13 protein-coding genes are annotated in these 14,804 nt (G+C 55.0%); 2 read left to right on the top strand and 11 right to left on the bottom strand.

The features are described 5' to 3' along the window. Positions 1-296: 296 nt before the first annotated feature. The 4 genes from MHM37_RS17210 to fliD (MHM37_RS16850) form a co-directional block, all read right to left on the bottom strand. A complete protein-coding gene (locus tag MHM37_RS17210) occupies positions 297-1,976 on the bottom strand; it encodes a flagellin (protein WP_239297412.1) in 1,680 nt (559 codons plus the stop codon). A gap of 153 nt (positions 1,977-2,129) precedes the next feature. Next, positions 2,130-3,842 carry a flagellin gene (locus MHM37_RS16860; RefSeq protein ID WP_239297411.1) on the bottom strand — a complete coding sequence of 571 codons (1,713 nt, stop codon included), beginning with the start codon at positions 3,840-3,842 and terminating at the stop codon, positions 2,130-2,132. Between the two features lie 311 nt (positions 3,843-4,153). Next, complete coding sequence (gene fliD / locus MHM37_RS16855) at positions 4,154-5,554, bottom strand: flagellar filament capping protein FliD (protein ID WP_239297410.1); 1,401 nt, start codon at positions 5,552-5,554, stop codon at positions 4,154-4,156. A gap of 210 nt (positions 5,555-5,764) precedes the next feature. Next, the gene (gene fliD, locus MHM37_RS16850; protein ID WP_239297409.1) at positions 5,765-7,111 is read right to left on the bottom strand and encodes a flagellar filament capping protein FliD; all 1,347 of its coding nucleotides are present in this window, start codon (positions 7,109-7,111) and stop codon (positions 5,765-5,767) included. A 309-nt stretch (positions 7,112-7,420) separates the two neighbouring features. Here fliD (MHM37_RS16850) and MHM37_RS16845 point away from each other — a divergent pair, with 309 nt between their 5' ends. Both MHM37_RS16845 and MHM37_RS16840 read left to right on the top strand, forming a co-directional pair. Beyond that, on the top strand, positions 7,421-7,741 hold the full coding sequence (locus MHM37_RS16845; RefSeq protein WP_139525744.1) for a hypothetical protein: 321 nt from the start codon (positions 7,421-7,423) through the stop codon (positions 7,739-7,741). A 366-nt stretch (positions 7,742-8,107) separates the two neighbouring features. Next, entirely contained in the window at positions 8,108-9,103 is a 996-nt protein-coding gene (locus MHM37_RS16840; RefSeq protein WP_239297408.1) for a serine hydrolase, read from the top strand. Positions 9,104-9,160: 57 nt separating this feature from the next. On the opposite strand, the gene MHM37_RS16835 is transcribed toward MHM37_RS16840, so the two are convergent. The 7 genes from MHM37_RS16835 to MHM37_RS16805 all read right to left on the bottom strand — a co-directional run bounded on the left by MHM37_RS16835 (position 9,161) and on the right by MHM37_RS16805 (position 14,638). Continuing rightward, positions 9,161-9,754, bottom strand: a complete 594-nt coding sequence (locus MHM37_RS16835; RefSeq protein ID WP_153843076.1) for an exopolysaccharide biosynthesis protein — start codon at positions 9,752-9,754, stop codon at positions 9,161-9,163. After that, complete coding sequence (locus MHM37_RS16830) at positions 9,751-10,251, bottom strand: TerB family tellurite resistance protein (protein WP_239297407.1); 501 nt, start codon at positions 10,249-10,251, stop codon at positions 9,751-9,753. Before MHM37_RS16830 ends, MHM37_RS16835 begins: the two co-directional genes overlap by 4 nt. A 59-nt stretch (positions 10,252-10,310) precedes the next feature. Then, positions 10,311-11,324, bottom strand: a complete 1,014-nt coding sequence (locus tag MHM37_RS16825; protein WP_239285599.1) for a nucleoid-associated protein — start codon at positions 11,322-11,324, stop codon at positions 10,311-10,313. A 46-nt stretch (positions 11,325-11,370) separates the two neighbouring features. Continuing rightward, positions 11,371-12,132 (bottom strand): ABC transporter permease, encoded by a 762-nt coding sequence (locus tag MHM37_RS16820; RefSeq protein ID WP_239297406.1) that lies wholly within the window; start codon positions 12,130-12,132, stop codon positions 11,371-11,373. Then, on the bottom strand, positions 12,129-13,064 hold the full coding sequence (locus tag MHM37_RS16815) for an ABC transporter ATP-binding protein (protein WP_139525751.1): 936 nt from the start codon (positions 13,062-13,064) through the stop codon (positions 12,129-12,131). Before MHM37_RS16815 ends, MHM37_RS16820 begins: the two co-directional genes overlap by 4 nt. Before the next feature lie 147 nt (positions 13,065-13,211). Next, positions 13,212-13,490, bottom strand: coding sequence for a peptidylprolyl isomerase (locus MHM37_RS16810; protein ID WP_239297404.1), 279 nt, complete (start codon positions 13,488-13,490; stop codon positions 13,212-13,214). A gap of 53 nt (positions 13,491-13,543) precedes the next feature. After that, positions 13,544-14,638 (bottom strand): serine hydrolase, encoded by a 1,095-nt coding sequence (locus tag MHM37_RS16805; protein ID WP_239297413.1) that lies wholly within the window; start codon positions 14,636-14,638, stop codon positions 13,544-13,546. Between the last annotated feature and the right edge of the window lie 166 nt (positions 14,639-14,804).

Genomic DNA, 14,804 nt, shown 5'->3' with positions numbered 1-14,804 from the left:
GCGGGAGCAGCTTCTTGAGGATGGCTTCCCGGCGCTCGTCGGAGTACTTCATCGGAACCTCGTCACGCCCCACATCGTTCAGAGTCTAACAGCCGCTGACACTCCAACTAGCTTGACAGTGGGGGATTCCTAAGGGTCTAGTGTAAAGGGGTCATGCCATTTTATGAGATAACCAAGACCACCTAACGATTAATTAACCTTATGAAATGGCGGCATATTGCTCTGCTACTTTCATAAAATCAGCTCCTACCCCTCACACCAAGCCTAATAAAACTTTCCTGATGTAAATCCATAGATCACCCCAGCAAAGCAAGTACGTTCTGCGGAATTTGGTTGGCCTGTGCAAGTACGGACGTACCTGCCTGCTGCAAAATTTGTGCGCGGGTCATGTTGGCGACTTCTACCGCATAGTCGGCATCTTCAATGCGCGAACGAGCAGCTGCCAAGTTAGTTTCATTGGTGCTCAGGTTAGTGATGGCATCTTCGAAACGGTTCTGGACAGCACCCAGCTCAGAACGCAGGCTGTCTACCTGAGTTAGGGAAGAATCCAGGACTTCCAGCGGATTGGCTGTTGCCCGATTGGCTGGATCTGTCAGCAGCTCGCCATTTTCAAAGTAAACAAATTCATCATAGGCGTTGAGCACAATGCCGTTCTCTTGGACGAAAAACCTGTCAGCTATGGGGCCGCTCTCAGTTGTCAAACGGCTTCCTAAAGGCGCATCTGCATTAAAATAGATAGTGGCACCATTCTGAGAGACAAAGCCATCAGCTGATATATGATAGTCGTCTGCACCTAAATCAGATCGGTCCAGATTAACTACGGCGTCGTTACCAGCAACAACATCATTAAAGAAGGCTTCAACACTCCAACTGGTAATGGCATCAATACTACCATCTGGAGTATAGGAAACACCCCCGTCCTCAATACCCCGAATTTGTGGTGGGGTACTAGGCAGACCCGCTGCAACATTGGTAATAGATGAGTGCGGATTACTTGCATCAGCAATAACAAACTGCCCCACACCTCCATTCGTGCTGTAATGCAGAGGAACACCCGATGTGTTGAATATCTGCCCATTAACATCAATTAAGATATCAAAAAACTCTGTATCATCAACATTAACAACCACTTCATTAAATCCTGAATCGGGAGTCATACGATCCGCTGCCGCGCTAGTCCCTATATCCCTTTCGATAGACTGAAAGCCTTCAGAACCATTAATGTTGCTATTGAATATATATTCTTTTCCATCAAGTGTGATGGCACTGGATTCACTACTGGGAAAGCCGCTAATGAACACGCCACTGTTAAGCACTTCATTATTTAGCACATTCTCTACTGTGGCACTACGGCCTAAAATTTTAGCGTACTCAGCCACGCCGCCTGATGCACCCAGTTTCTCCAAACCGACATCTTGCAAGTTTCTCTCAGTAGCCGGGCGCGCTCCGGTGATGCTAAAAGCGTTCAAATCTAGAGCCGAATCATCTATACGGCGCAAGTCTATCGGAATGGATTGTCCATCATTACTGCCGACCTGAATATTGAGACTACTCGCACTTTCGGATAGGACGCGAACACCGTTGAAATCCGTTTCTGCCGAGATACGGTTGATTTCAGTGAGGCGCTGCTCAATCTCGTCTTGAATGGATTGCAAATCAGACTCGAAGTTAGTGCCGTTTTGAGCCTGAACGGTCAGCTCACGAATACGCTGGAGATTGTCGTTGATCTGATTCAAGCCGCCTTCAGTGGTCTGGGCAATAGAGATACCGTCATTGGCGTTACGCTGCGCCTGAGCGAGACCGTTGATCTGGGCAGTCATACGGTTAGCGATTGCCTGCCCCGCTGCGTCGTCTTTTGCGCTATTGACCCTTAACCCTGACGAAAGACGTTCCATCGCTGTGGAAAGCGATGACTGGCTATTGCGCAGGTTGATTTGCCCAGTCAAAGAAGCAATATTGGTGTTGATAATGCTCACAGCGCATCCTTGTGACTAGGACCATTAACTAGATATCGGCGATACACTCATAAACTTTAGAGTGCTTTTCTAAAAAAAACCGACCCCATAGGGAGCCGGTTCATTATGCTACTTAACGATAGAGAAACTTCCCTATCGAGGCTAAGCCTCAGATTAACCCAGCAGAGAAAGCACGTTCTGCGGAATCTGGTTGGCCTGTGCCAGTACAGAAGTGCCGGCCTGCTGCAGGATCTGTGCACGCGTCATGTTGGCGACTTCAACTGCGTAGTCAGCGTCTTCGATACGTGAACGGGCAGCAGAGAGGTTGGTCTCCGTAGTGCTCAGGTTCTCGATAGAGGACTCCAGACGGTTTTGGATCGCACCGAGATCAGAGCGCAGAGCGTCAACAGTAGAAAGAGCGCTATCAAGATCGCTCAGAGAAGAGCGCTCTTTTTCAGTCACTGCGTCAAGCGTCAGCTCACCGTCAGCATCCTTGAATACTTGTGCGCCAGTGTTGTCAGTGACCGTGCCATTTTCTTGAGCAAAGTAGGTAGTGGTGACTGTCGTTTCATCATCAGTAGTCAACGCACCATCAGCGTCAACGTATTGCGCAACACCACCTTCCGTTACAGCTCCACCTGCGGCAACCGCGTAAGTAGTGCCATCAAGATCAACACTGTAACCGGCACCGCTGGCATCAGCTAAATTCTGCAGACCGCTAGCACTGATAGTGGCGCCAGTTACATCAAGTGCGTTATCAGCATTACCTGTGCTGGCATAGACCGTTTCACCCACGACAATCTGATTATCAGCAGCAGCACCGGTTGAATCAGCCAGCGATTCAGTAACGTTCGTTACTGTTGCAGCTGGGGGAGAGCCCGCACTATTTTTTGTCAGGTTACCTGTGGTGTCTAGATAAAGTGCAGCACCATCATCAGCAGCAGTCATCGTGCCATTGCTGTCAATAATAACATCTTGGCTAGTACCACCAATAGTAATGGTTGCTGCTGTTGTTTCACCAGTGCTGGGAGTCAGTCGGCTAATTATGTTAGCTTCCGCAACATTAGCAGCATCAAACGTCATGTTATCGTTATCAGCATTATAGGTATAAGTGTTACCAGTCGCCGGAACACCCAAGCCTGTATCTGTTCCGGTATAAGTAACCTCATCACCATCGGCAAGCGCAGCGATCAAGTCAGCAGAGGTAGCTTCTGCGTTTTCGGTGGTCACCGTGTTGGTGTATTCCATAGCACCATTGGCTTGTTCAGCACCCTCTACAAAGCCAGCTAGCGTCAAATCATCGGCTGAAGCGGCCGTGTTGGCTACTTCGCCAGCGCCCGTTACGTTAAAGCCTTCCAGGCCTAATGTTTGGCGATTAATTTGCTGCAACTGAAGGTCGATAGTTTGACCGTCTTGTGAGCCAACTTGAATGCTAATAGTACGCTGAGTCGGGTCAGAAGCACCTTCGTTCGCACCCAGTACCTTGGTGCCGTTGAAATCAGTTTCACGGGAAATACGATCAATTTCTTCCAGGCGCTGGTTGATTTCATTCTGAATAGAACCCAGGTCATCCTGGCTGTTGGTACCGTTCTCAGCTTGAACGGACAGCTCGCGAATACGCTGCAAGTTATCGTTGATCTGGTTCAGCGCGCCCTCAGCGGTTTGAGCAACAGAGATACCGTCGTTGGCATTACGCTGCGCTTGAGCCAAGCCGGTAATCTGTGACGTCATGCGGTTAGCAATCGCTTGACCAGCAGCGTCATCTTTAGCGCTGTTGATACGCAGGCCTGAAGACAGACGCTCCATGGAGGTCTGCAGAGCATTCTGCGACTTGTTCAGGTTGGACTGACCGATCATCGATGTGATGTTGGTATTGATCACTGACATGGTGATTCTCCTTGCGTGTGAACTGGCCGTCAGGCCCGCTTTTCGGCTACTTGTTGCGCCGTTATATTGATTAACGGCCTGATGAGGAGAACCTTTAGGGGGAGTAGTAAAAAATTATGTAATGTTTGGTAACTTAGTGATGACTTTGGTCACCAGGCAACATCGGTCGCGGGCTGAAGCCGCCTCCCACATTAGTCACCACCTGCATCACCTACCGTGGCTACTTTTACACTGGCTCTTGCCACCCTCACCCTGGCTCAGAAGTGAAAAAGCCCCCCCTTGAAATGGGGGCTAGCGGGCGATTTTAGCGGTTACCTCTTGCGCCCTAGCTGGGCATCTAGTGCATCAAACTGCTGGGTGAGGTAACTGCTCATGCTGTTCATCTGCGCAATCATCGCGTCTAGCTGGCCGAACTGGGTGCGGTAGCGGCTGATGGTGCGCTCGATGGTCACTTCCATGCGTTCAAAGCGCTCGTCTAGGCTTTTCACGCGGTTTTCAGCGCCGCTAATGGCCAGCTTGACTACTCCGTTGTTGCCGAGCATTTGCTCTATGGTGGTAATGAGTTTACCCGCCATTCCGTTCGCTGTTTTATCACCTGCAAAAAAATCACTCAGCGCTTGGGGACTATTGGCGACCAGCTCACTAATCTTAGCGTCATCCACTTTCAACTTACCATCACGCTGCAAAGTGATGCCTAACTGGTTCAAGGTGCCTAGCTCGCCACCTTCCACACCGCCCGTTAGCACGCTGCGCAGGCGGCCTTCAATGGTTCGTACGGTGTTATCACCCACCAGCTCACCGGCAGTGTCGGCATCGCCGCTGAAGCTGGTGAGTTTGCCGATGGTGCCTTTTAAATCGTTGAACGCCTTTACAAAGCCGTTAATGGCTTCGCGCTGCTTGAGCGTGTCGCGCTCGATATTGATGGTGCTGGTCGCCGTTTCACCATCGGCAATGCTGAGTTCGGTTAAGTTCAGCGTAACACCTTGAATAGCCCCTTCTATTTGATTGTTGGCACTGCTAATGGAAATGCCGTTAACCGTCAGTGCTGCATCCTCACCAGCACGCTTGGTGCCGGCATCTTCACCAAAAGGGCCTGCTATCGTTAACGCCGGGTCTTGGCTTGTATCGACAAAACTAAAGCTGGCAATAGAAGCATCCGCGCCGGTATTTTTCGAACTGAGCGCCAGCCGGTAGCCTTGTCCATCGTTGATGATGGTGGCGTTGACGCCTGCATCTTTATTGGCGTTAATGGCATCGCGTATCGCCGAGAGGCTGCTGCCGGGAGCGATATCAATATCGACAGAGTCTCCACCGCCAAACCCCAGCCGTATGGCCGTTGCGCCTTGCAGGTCTAGCGCGGTGTCTCGGTCAGTCACACGGGTTGAGGCCAGGGTGCCAGAAGTGGCTAACTGCGATACCTCTACCCGGTAGCTACCGGGCAGCGCGCTGGCAGACGTCGTGGCTTTAATGGCATCACCACGCACGTTCGCGGAAAGGCTTTGGTAGAGCTTTGGGTCATTCAGTTTTGCTAACGCATCTTGAAAACTGTTCAACGACGTTTGCAGCTGGCCGTAGGCAGAAATTTTTGCCTGCTGCTGCTTTTTCTGCAGCGTGATAGGCGCGAGTTTACCGCGCTCCGCTTCTTGAAGCTGATCTAATAAACCGGTGAGATCCAGGCCAGAGCCGACGCCTAGAGAGGTTATTGTCGCCATGCAGATGTTCCTCGATGCAAAAGGCTAAACCCACAGTCATTAATAAAGTGCGCCAACGGTGGCGTTGCGACTGGATAGATAGCATGTTTATCGACGGAACAGCGGCCAACTTTAGGCTTTTTTTTACCTCTTAACGACAGATAGCTCATTCCTTCAACAAAAACGCCTGCTTAGCGCAGGCGTTTTGCAACATTTTTAGCGCTATTGCATTTAGTCGCGGCCTAACTGAGCGTCCAGCGCATCAAACTGCTGAGTAAGGTAGCTGCTGGTTTGGTTCATTTGAGCGATCATGCTATCCAACTGACCAAACTGGGTACGATAGCGAGAAATGGTCTGCTCAATGGATTGCTCCATACGTGTGTAACGCTCACCCAGCGACTCAATGCGGGTTTCAGCACCAGAAATGGCACCGGATACCGTGCCATTACTACCTAACAGCTGCTCGATGGTTTGGTTCACTTGGCCTGCCATACCTTCGTTATCGGCAGCGCCTGCAAAAAAGGCAGAGAGCGCATCCTGATCATTGGCAATGGCATCATCTAGCTTGCCGCTATCGATTTCCAGCGTGCCGTCTCGTTGCAACGAAATACCGATATCCGTCAGCATGGAGAACTGCCCCTCTACACCACCACCCAACACGCTTCGTAAACGAGACTCCACCGTGCGTACCGCACTATCACCCAGCAGTTCACCGGCAGCGCCGGTTTCAGCATTAAAGCTAGTGAGTTCGCCAATGGTGCCTTTTAGATCGTTGTAGGCATCGACAAAGCCGGTGATCGCTTCGCGCACTGCACGGGTGTCTTGCTCGACTTTCACCGTGCTATCGCCTTCGGCCTGAAGATTAAGCGTGACGCCCTGAATCGCACCTTCTACTTGGTTCGTGGGGCTGGTGATGGCGATGCCGTTTACATTCAGAGAGGCATCGGTGCCGGTTTGCAACGTGTTATCGATATCAGCAGCAAAAGGCGCCGTGTCAGAAAAGCTAAAATTGGTGATGGAGGCCTCGGCGCCCGTTTCACTCGAACTTAGCGCTAGCCGGTAATCCGTTCCATCGAAAACGATTGTCGCATTAACGCCGGACTCTTCGCTGGCATTGATAGCATCGCGTATGTCTTCGAGGGAGCTATCTGCGGCAATGGTGACGCCTTGCGTGCTGCCATCACCAAAGGTCAAGGTTAGCGTCTGCTCAGTGGTGGTAAGCGCCTCGTCCTGGGCAGTCACGCCTTCAGATGCCAACGTTCCACGAGTCGCCAGCGTATCCACCGTAACGTTATAGCTCCCGGGCTGCGCTTCGCCATTCGCCGTTGCCGAGAGCGCCTCGCCACCCACGTTGGTCGACAAGCTCTCGTAAAGCGAGCTGTCGTTGAGCGCGTCGGCCGCGTCTTGAAAAGCAGACAGGGCCGTTTGCAGCTGGCCGTAGGCAGAAATTTTGGTTTGCTGGGTTTCCAGTTGCCGTTCGATGGGAGCCAGCTTGCCACGCTCAGCGTCTTGCAACTGGTCGAGCAGGCCGTTGAGATCCAGCCCTGAACCGATACCCAATGAAGAAATGGAAGCCATACGTTACTGTCCTTTTTTGAAAAAGCCGCCTGCCGTGCTGACGCCCCTTATCCAATACGATTCGATGTCGAAATGGTTATTGGTGTTTTATCGGCCAACGTTTCAAAAACTTTAGGGCGAATCCCCATCCTGAGTGAAAATCCTCCTACTCCCTGGATGAGCCATCTACTTTGTTGGCCAGTGTAGACAGCCTACATGGCGATTGAATGACGCTACCACGCACCCAACATAGACCTTGGTCTAATCTCCCTCCTGCATTATAATGCACTGCAGCACACCCATTTTGCTGCGAATGCAGGAGCCTCCCCCATGCCCGCCGAAGCGTTACCCTCTGCGTCGACCGCCTCCTTCCATATTCAGCGCAGCTTACGACACTGTCTCTCCAGCGTGGCCGAAATGCTGTATGAGAGCGGACACGTGCTCGAAACCATCACACTGACACAGCGAGGTCTGTCCCGCCAAGAGCTGGATAGGCTTCGCCAGCAGCACCCGCGCTGGGCGATTTGCCAAACCACCTTGGAAAAGAGCGACGCCGCCATGTTCAATGACTATGGCCGCTTGGTGTTGACGCCATTGGGCCGAGAGCTAATGTTCGATATGTTTGGTCAAGGCGCCGCCGACTGCGCTTGAGCATCATTAGCGATATGAAAACGCCCGCTGAGAAAGCGGGCGTTGGCAGATGCTGATGTCGCGCTGCGTTAGCACTGATATTTCAGTACTAACGCTTCGATTCTGAGAGAACCGCTTAGCGCAGCCCTAACAGCGAAAGAATAAACAGCACGACAACGATCAGGCCGATGATATAGATGATGTTACGCATAATGGCACTCCTTGCTTTTGCGTTTCATGGAAATTAAAGGGTTGCTTCCCTTCAACGGGTGCTTTTAGCGTAGCAGGCTTTTCATCGGTTTGCGTAATGTCCGTCAGCGTTCCGCTGAGGGAACCTTGTCTGTGCATGGCTTTCAGAGCCGTACCACTCTCTTCTCAGGTATCGCCATGAAAACGACGGCTTTTATGCTGGCGTGTGCAATCAGTGCGTTGACCGTTACGCCGGTCCTTGCGTCAGCCCCTTCATCGGAGGCGCTGCAAGCACTCGATCGACAGGCCCGAACCCTCGATCGTCTACACACCGTTGTGGTGGCACATGACGGTACGATCATTCATGAGCATCATCAGGGCGGTCCCGGCGTCGCGGAGCCTGCCAACGTCAAGTCGCTTTCTAAAACGGTATTGGCCGCCGTGACCGGCGCGGCCATCGAATCAGGCATTATCGAATCGGTGGATCAGCCCCTCGTGGCGCTACTCGATAACGTGCCGAGCAGCGCCGATCGTCGAGTCAACGACATCACGGTCGCTCACCTGTTGGCCCAGCAGGCTGGGTTGGAGCGCACCTCCGGCAGCAACTACGGCGCTTGGGTAGCTAGCGCTCACTGGGTCAACGATGCGCTTACACGCCCGTTCGTCGACCGTCCTGGTGGTCGAATGCTCTACTCTACTGGCACCAGCCATTTGCTGTCGGCAGCGCTGACTCAGGCCAGCGGCGAAAGCACGCTTGCACTTGCGCAGCGCTTGTTGGGCGAGCCGCTCGGTATTGCGATTCCCCCTTGGCCGCAGGACCCACAAGGGATCTATTTTGGTGGGAACGACATGCAGCTTTCCCCACGCGCGCTCATTGCGATTGGGGAGCTATACCGTAATGACGGCAAGAGCGATGGCCAGCGCGTGCTGCCAGAGGGTTGGGTAGAAGCCTCTTGGACGCCCAGAGGCCAATCGCCTTGGACAGGCGATGGCTACGGTTTTGGCTGGTTTATGACGACGCTCGCGGGGGAAGATGTTGCTTACGGGAGAGGATATGGCGGGCAGGCGCTGTATGTGATTCCTGAGCGCGACATGACGATGGTGATCACGTCAGACCCAACGCCGCCCTCTCCCGGCGGTCAATTTCAGCAACGGTTGAATGAGCTGGTCGTCGGTTTATTGGAGGATGAGTAGCGCGGCGCAAGAAACGTCGACCAGCGGAGCCAGTTCACAAGCAGCGCTTGGTAAGCATTAAATAAGATTCATCAAGACGACCGTAAACGTTACGCCCGTCAGCAAAAACCCCAGCGCGAGCATCAGGCCATCTCTCGCCACCAACCCCAGCCCAAACAGCGAAAGTGCCAATCCAGCGCCATTGGCACTGAAAGGGATGAACTCCATGGGTGGCATCGCTAACGCCACCAGCAGGCAAGCGAAGGCCGTCACCCGAATACCGATATAGCCCGTCATCCACGCCAAGCGCACGCCCAGCAGTCCATCGATCCAGCGGGCCGGTTTTTTCATATAGTGCAGCCCTTTATCGAATTTATGCCGAGACAAAGAGCGGTTGAGCAACCAACCAGGTAGCCAAAACGTTGCTCGACCGATCAAAAGCTGCACCGACGTGAGCAGCACCAAGGCGGCCATCAGCGTGGGCATCCCGGGGATATCACCAATGATCGGCGCCAGCGTAATCAAGCCTGCCAACAGCAGCAGCGGACCAAACGAGCGCCGCCCCACCGCATGCACCACATCATCCACGCTAACCTGCGCGTTTTCCCGCTCCATCCGTTCCATGGTGTGGATCAGTTCGGTTAAATTCGTTGCTTCCTGCGTATCGCTCATGGGCGTCTTGGCGCTCCTTTGCCGTGAGTGTTGTGATGGATAGCGCTCTCGTCGGGTGAATGGCTGAGTTTGCTGCGAATGAAGTCGCTATGACTGACGTAAAGTAGATCCGCCAGCCGACGGATGCGATGCTCTTCCAGCGGGTCGAGCGAGCCATCGGCCCAGGCCAGCTCCCACATGAGGTTCACCAGCTCCAGGCGCTGATCGTAGTCGTAGTGCTGTTTGATCAGGCTAACGAACTGATAGTGATCCACTGCATCGTCGACCTCCGCCTCTGCCAATGCCATCAACTGGCTGACATCTTGCTCATCGAGCCGGTAGCGCGCCATCAGCATCTTCTTGAGGGCCGCGCGCTCTACGTCGCTCTGATCGTAGTCCGCGCGCATCACCTCACACAGTAGCGCTGCCGAGGCTAGCTCCAGGGTCAGGCTTTGGTCATCACGCTGCTCAGGCGCAGAGAGGGCCTGTTGAAAAAAAGAGTGAATGGCATCCAGCACGGCGAACTCCTCCTGTCAGTGGCTAGCTTAGGACTCCAAGATGCCTCGAGAGTGCCGCCTCAATCCTTGCGCTTGGCAAGCTGCTCTTTGAGCTGTTTGGGCACTTGTTTGATGATCAGCCGATCTTGGGTTTCGTCATATTCAATACTGGAACCCAGCAGGTGTGAATCAAAGCTGATCGAGACGCCCCCAGAGCGACCGGTAAAGCGACGAAACTGGCTGATGGTGCGTTTGTCCGGCGGAATTTCCGGCGAAAGGCCGTAGTCGGCGTTGCGAATATGGTCGTAAAACGCCTTGGGCTGCTGCTCGTCGACGAGCTCGGAGAGCTCTTCCAGCGTCATGGGTTCGCCACGGCGTAACTGCTCGTGGGCGTAGTCGACCAGCGTATCGGTTTTTTCACGGCTGGCATCGTCGTCCAGGTCCTCTTTTTCGACGTAGTCGCTAAAGGCTTTCAGCAACGTACGGGTTTCGGCCGGGGCATCGATGCCCTCCTCCATCCCCAGCAGCGCCGCGACGCCGTCGGCCAGCTTTTTACCGCCGCGATCCTTCAGGAACGACACGTACTGCGTGCTTTCCGTACCGCTCTGCCACTGGGTCACGTTGATGCGGGCCGCCAGGGTGAGCTGGCTCGTATTGAGCTGGGCGGCAGGGACCGCTTGGTGCGCGTCGTTGAAGCCAATGCCTTCCCGCTGATGCACGAGCGCCATGAAGAGCGTCTCGGTGTCGCCTTGACGAAGATGGGCGATGACCAAGAAACCGCCCACCGAGAGCTGGCCCTGCAGCGTTTGAGCCAGCCGCTCGGCCATGGCGCTGGCCAACTGGGCAAAGGTTTGCTCGTCGGCTCGATACGCCGTGAGCCACGCCAACAACGGCCCCGCTTGCTCACCCTGCTCGGCAAAGCGCCCCCAGCCTTTTGCCTTGGTGTTGTAAGTGTCGTTTAGCGCGTTCACCAAGCTTGCCATCACCGTGTCATCGCTGGCGGTGTCGGCCTCGGTAGGTGGGGCAGTCACACTCAAGCGTTCGCCGTCGAGGGAAGGCTCCAAGCGGTAAACGGTACTGTGTAGTAGCGGCATAAACAGACATCACCTTTTGAAAAACGTCGAATAGCGCACATCGATATCAAGGCTTCAAGCGGTAGCCGGTGCGGAAAATCCAGGCAATGGTGGCAAGACTGGCCGCCAGAAACAGCAAGATCATCGCCACGCTGGCCCCTAAGCTGACATCGCTGATGCCGTAGAAGCTCCAGCGGAAGCCGCTGACGAGATAGACCACCGGATTCGCCAGGGTCACACTCTGCCAAAACGGCGGGAGCATATCGATGGAGTAGAAGCTGCCGCCTAAAAACGTGAGTGGCGTAATCACCAGCAGCGGCACGAGCTGCAGCTTGTCGAAGCCATCTGCCCAGATACCGATGATGAACCCTAGCAGGCTGAAGGTAACGGCGGTGAGCACCAGAAACGTTAGCATCCAGAGCGGGTGGGCGATCTCGAGCGGCACGAAAAAGCTGGACGTCCCGAGGATGATCAGCCCCAGCAGTATCGATTTCGAGGCCGCCGCCCCTACGTAGCCCACGACGATCTCTAGATAGGAGATCGGCGCCGACAAAATCTCATAGATGCTGCCGGAGAACTTGGGAAAAAAGATGCCAAACGAGGCGTTCGAGACACTTTGGGTCAGCAGCATGAGCATGATCAAGCCAGGCACGATGAAGGCGCCGTAGCTCACGCCGCCAATCTCCGTGATCCGCGAGCCAATCGCCGCGCCAAACACCACGAAGTAGAGCGAGGTGGAGATCACCGGCGAGACGACGCTTTGCAGCAGCGTGCGGCGGGTGCGCGCCATCTCCGCCATGTAAATCGCGCGAACGGGATAGAGGTTCATGAACGCTCCTTCACCAAGTCAACAAAGATGTCTTCCAGCGAGCTCTGCCGGGTGTGTAGGTCTTTAAAGCCAATGCCCGCCTGCTCTAGCTGCGTTAACAAGGTAGAGATCCCGCGCCCTTCCTCTTCCTGGCGACCATCGTAGGTGTACACCAGCTCATGACCGTCGGCGGCCAAGCTGAGCGCTTCCTGCGCCAGTGCGGGCGGCAATTCCGCCAGCGGGCTATGCAGTTGCAGGGTCAGTTGCTTGCTGCCCAGCTTTTTCATGAGCGCGGCTTTTTCTTCTACCAGCACGATCTCGCCGCGATTGATGACGCCAATGCGGTCGGCCATCTCTTCGGCTTCTTCGATGTAGTGGGTCGTGAGAATGATCGTCACCCCCTCATCGCGCAGCCCGCGCACCACGTCCCACATGTCCCGGCGAAGCTCGACATCCACCCCGGCGGTCGGCTCATCCAAAAACAGAATGCGCGGCTCGTGGGAGAGTGCTTTCGCAATCAAAACCCGGCGTTTCATACCGCCGGAGAGCGTCATCAAACGGTTGTGACGCTTATCCCACAGCGAGAGCGACTTGAGCACTTTTTCGATATGGGCTGGATTGGGGGCTTTGCCAAACAGGCCGCGGCTGAAACTCACCGTGTTCCACACCGTTTCGAACGCTTCGTTGGTGAGTTCTTGCGGCACGAGACCGATCCGCTCGCGGGCTTGGCGGTAATCGCGCACGCTATCGAAGCCGTCGACGATGACATGGCCTTCGCTTGGGTTAACCAAGCCACATACCACGCTAATCAGCGTGGTTTTACCCGCCCCGTTCGGGCCGAGCAGAGCAAAGATTTCACCGCGTTGGATGGTCAAATCCACACGGGTGAGCGCCTGAAAGCCACCTTCGTAGGTTTTATTCAGGCCATCGATGGTGATGATAGGGTCGTTCAAGGCGTGCTCCTTACATCGCGGGCCAGCGCAGTACCGGCACAGCACGATGCCAATGGCACCGCGACGGCAGCCGCGGTGCATGACGGCCTTTAAAAGGTATTAGACGATGTCTGGAAAGGCGGCGTGCGCCGCCAGTCAGACAGGGTGCTAGGTGCGGCTGGTGATTTCGAGCAAGTGATAACCAAACTGAGTCTGTACCGGCCCATGCACCTTGTTGAGCTCACCGCTAAAGACGACCTTGTCGAATTCAGGCACCATTTGGCCGGGGCCAAAGCTACCCAGGTCACCGCCTTGGCGACCAGAAGGACAGCCAGAGTGCTGCTTGGCGACATCGGCGAAATCACGACCGTTTTCGATCTCTTGTTTCAGCGCGTTGCACTGCTCTTCGCTGCTTACCAAAATATGACGGGCGCTGGCACGTGCCATAACGAACTCCTTTAATAAAACCAATTTGGCGGGCCAGTTTACCACGCCTGCCGCTAGTCGTGACCCAAGGCACCGCTATAACGAAGCGCCTCGCCCACCCTTGCCAAAGCACGCTCGTGCGCCTGCACCGAGAGCGGCCCACGGGTACACGCCACCACGACCCAAGGGCCGTTTTCGGCGAGGCTCTCCTGAGAGGCGAGCACGTCGCGAGAGGCAATACCAGCATCACAGCTTCGCCGATGCTGCGTGCCCGTTTTGTGCGCAAAGGTAAATGCGCGGCCCATGCCCCGTTTCAAACGGTGCTCACCGGATTGGGTTCGTTGCATGATGCCAAGCAGCGTTTGGCGCTGTTCGGCATTCATATCCTCCATGCCACCGCGATGCAAGCTGGCCAGTAGGTCGCCATAGGCGCGAAGCGTGCCGACGTTTTCACCCGTGGCTTCATAAGCATCGAAGGCGTGGTCATAGTCGGGTTGGCCGAAGCTTTCTTCGCTCACGTCCAGCACACGGGCCAACGCAGCGGAGCGCTGGTTCACACCGTATTGTCGCAGGGCGATAAAATCTAACCCGCTCAGCTGGCGAGCCCCGGGATGCCATTGGCCATACACGCCTTGGCGAACGTCCACCAGCTTGCTGATGGGGCCGAGATGCTCCGGCTGGCCGTTGCTGGCAGCGATCATACGGCGGGCACGAGCATTCACGGCATCCAGGCCGACGCGGTCGATCAGCATGTCCGTGGCGGTGTTGTCGCTGACGGTAAGCATCTGCTCGAGCAGGTAGCGCACCGAGATCGGCGTGCCGGGGTCGTGCCAATTGACCGGCCCTGCGCCATCGACAAAGTCGCTACGTGCCAGGATCAGGCGTTCATCCAAGGAGAGCGTGCCCGCCTGACGCTCGGCCAGCACCTGAGCCGCCACGGGCACTTTAATCAGCGATGCCAAATACCAGGGGGCGTCTGCCTGCCACGCGTACGCCTCGCCCGTTGCGAGATTCTGAACGTAAACGCCAAGTGCTCCGCCAAATACGTCTTCAATGGCGCTTATTCGGGCGTCTAGATCGCCTTGCCAAGGGCTCTGCTTATCGACCTCGTAATACCAGTTCGTGTTGGCCCATACCGTGGCGCTGGCGGGCAATAAAACACCTACCAGCGCTGCCGCTAACCAGCATTTAAACTGTCGCAACCGTACCTCCCCCACTGTCAAGCTAGTTGGAGTGTCAGCGGCTGTTAGACTCTGAACGATGTGGGGCGTGACGAGGTTCCGATGAAGTACTCCGACGAGCGCCGGGAAGCCATCCTCAAGAAGCTGCTCCCGC

Origin of the sequence: Halomonas sp. MMH1-48 (genome assembly GCF_022348105.1) — a bacterium.
GTDB classification, from domain to species: Bacteria; Pseudomonadota; Gammaproteobacteria; order Pseudomonadales; family Halomonadaceae; genus Vreelandella; species Vreelandella piezotolerans.
The sequence above is the reverse complement of the archived record's forward strand: the minus strand, read 5'-3'. Positions and strand labels throughout refer to the sequence as shown.

Coding starts and splice junctions, on each gene's coding strand:
- MHM37_RS16845 (WP_139525744.1), top strand. CDS start 7,421: ATGCCCGCCGAAGCGTTACCCTCTGCGTCGACCGCCTCCTTCCATATT.
- MHM37_RS16820 (WP_239297406.1), bottom strand. CDS start 12,132: ATGAACCTCTATCCCGTTCGCGCGATTTACATGGCGGAGATGGCGCGC.
- MHM37_RS16840 (WP_239297408.1), top strand. CDS start 8,108: ATGAAAACGACGGCTTTTATGCTGGCGTGTGCAATCAGTGCGTTGACC.
- MHM37_RS16825 (WP_239285599.1), bottom strand. CDS start 11,324: ATGCCGCTACTACACAGTACCGTTTACCGCTTGGAGCCTTCCCTCGAC.
- fliD (WP_239297410.1), bottom strand. CDS start 5,554: ATGGCGACAATAACCTCTCTAGGCGTCGGCTCTGGCCTGGATCTCACC.
- MHM37_RS16860 (WP_239297411.1), bottom strand. CDS start 3,842: ATGTCAGTGATCAATACCAACATCACATCGATGATCGGTCAGTCCAAC.
- MHM37_RS16835 (WP_153843076.1), bottom strand. CDS start 9,754: ATGAGCGATACGCAGGAAGCAACGAATTTAACCGAACTGATCCACACC.
- fliD (WP_239297409.1), bottom strand. CDS start 7,111: ATGGCTTCCATTTCTTCATTGGGTATCGGTTCAGGGCTGGATCTCAAC.
- MHM37_RS16810 (WP_239297404.1), bottom strand. CDS start 13,490: ATGGCACGTGCCAGCGCCCGTCATATTTTGGTAAGCAGCGAAGAGCAG.